Raw genomic sequence first — 1467 nt, 5'->3', positions numbered from 1 at the left:
TCTACTTCGCCCCGTCGAGCTTCGGCTCGGCGGGGCGAAGTGCTGCGAAGTGGCTGGTGCGGGTGCGGGCCCTGCGTGTGTCGGTGAGGTGGGCGTCGAGGCGGGCGAGGTTGATCGCGGCGCCGGTCAGCTGGTGCTGGAGGCTGGTCTTGGCGAGGCCGCGGTAGCGGGATCTGCGCAGGCCACAGCGCTGGGCGGCCTGGGAGATGGTGCCCTCGACTCCGGCGCGGGTCTTGTATCGCTCCTTCCAGGTGTCGGTGTCCTGGTCGGCGCGGGCCTGGCGGAGCGCTTCGTGTTCCGCCCGGGGCCGCAGGGTCAGGCGTCGGCCGACGCTGGAGGTGGTGCATTGCTCGCGGACCGGGCAGGGCCGGCAGTCACCGCCGTTGAACCGGACCCGGATCACGGGGGTGCCGTGCTGGGAGTGATCGGGGTTCCAGCGGTTGGTGGTCTTGCCACCAGGGCAGGTGACCTGCTCGCCCGCCCAGTCGATGGTGAAGTCGTCAGCGGTGAAACCGCCGGCCGCGGCTGCCTGGTGGCTGATGACGGTGGCGGCAGGGCCGGTGAGAGTGATGCCGTACTCGCGGCGGGTGCTGACCAGCAGATGCGCATCGACGTATCCGGCGTCGACCAGATGCTCGCCGGGCAGACGTCCCGCTTCGGCGAGCCGGGCGTGCAGGGTCCCGGTCATCGACATGTCGGAAACCGTCGCCACGGTGGTGGCCACGTTCGTGATCAGGTTCGGGGCGTCCGCCTCGCAGGTCTCGGTGAGGTGGACCTTGTATCCGTCCCACATGGTGTCCCGTTTGACCCCGCCACGAGCCTCAACGTCATAGGGCGTGACCAGGCGCGATGCGCCTGGCGGGCGGTCTTTTGGGTCCCGGCGCCTCACCTCGCCCTCCACCCGGTGGAAGTGCTGGAGCCACACCTGGCGCAGGATTTCCACCTGCTCGAGCGTCCGTAGTTCTTCGGGTGCCGCGGGCGAGAGGACGGCCTCGAGCAGCCGCATCCCGTCACGGCCGATCCGCAGACCCACCTCGTCCCGCTTGGCGCGGGACTTGGGAAACCGGGAGTCCTCGGCCCTCGTCGCGTAGTGCTTGAACCAGTCCGGCTCCGCGACCTCGTCCAGCCAGTCGGGAGCGGCCCGCGCAGCTGCGTTCAACGCCGAGCGCAAGGTCTCCGCGACCAGCTCCAGCCAGCCCAGCTCGCGCGCCGCGGACTGCACGTGCGTGGAGTCGGTCCTAGCCCTGCCCGCCGTCTTGAGCAGCCCGTTCTCCTGGGCCGCGGCCAGGATGCCGTCCATCACCCGACGCCCGGCATCCGCTTCCACCAGACGGTCCCGGAACTCCGACAGCACCGAGAAATCGAACCCCGGATCGCCCAGCTCCAGCGCGAGCGCGTACTTGAAGTCGATCCTCGCCCGGACCGCCTCCGCGGCCTGCCGGTCCGTCAGCCCCTCTACGAACTGCA

At 70.3% G+C, this 1467-nt stretch carries 1 protein-coding gene; it reads right to left on the bottom strand.

The window, feature by feature from the left end:
- Position 1: 1 nt before the first annotated feature.
- A partial coding sequence (locus ACFWP3_RS41970; protein ID WP_384232221.1) for an IS1182 family transposase occupies positions 2–1467 on the bottom strand: 1466 nt, incomplete at its 5' end.

The sequence above is a fragment of the Streptomyces sp. NPDC058525 genome, from assembly GCF_042719495.1.
In the GTDB taxonomy this organism is placed as follows: Bacteria; Actinomycetota; Actinomycetes; order Streptomycetales; family Streptomycetaceae; genus Streptomyces.
The sequence above is the reverse complement of the archived record's forward strand: the minus strand, read 5'-3'. Positions and strand labels throughout refer to the sequence as shown.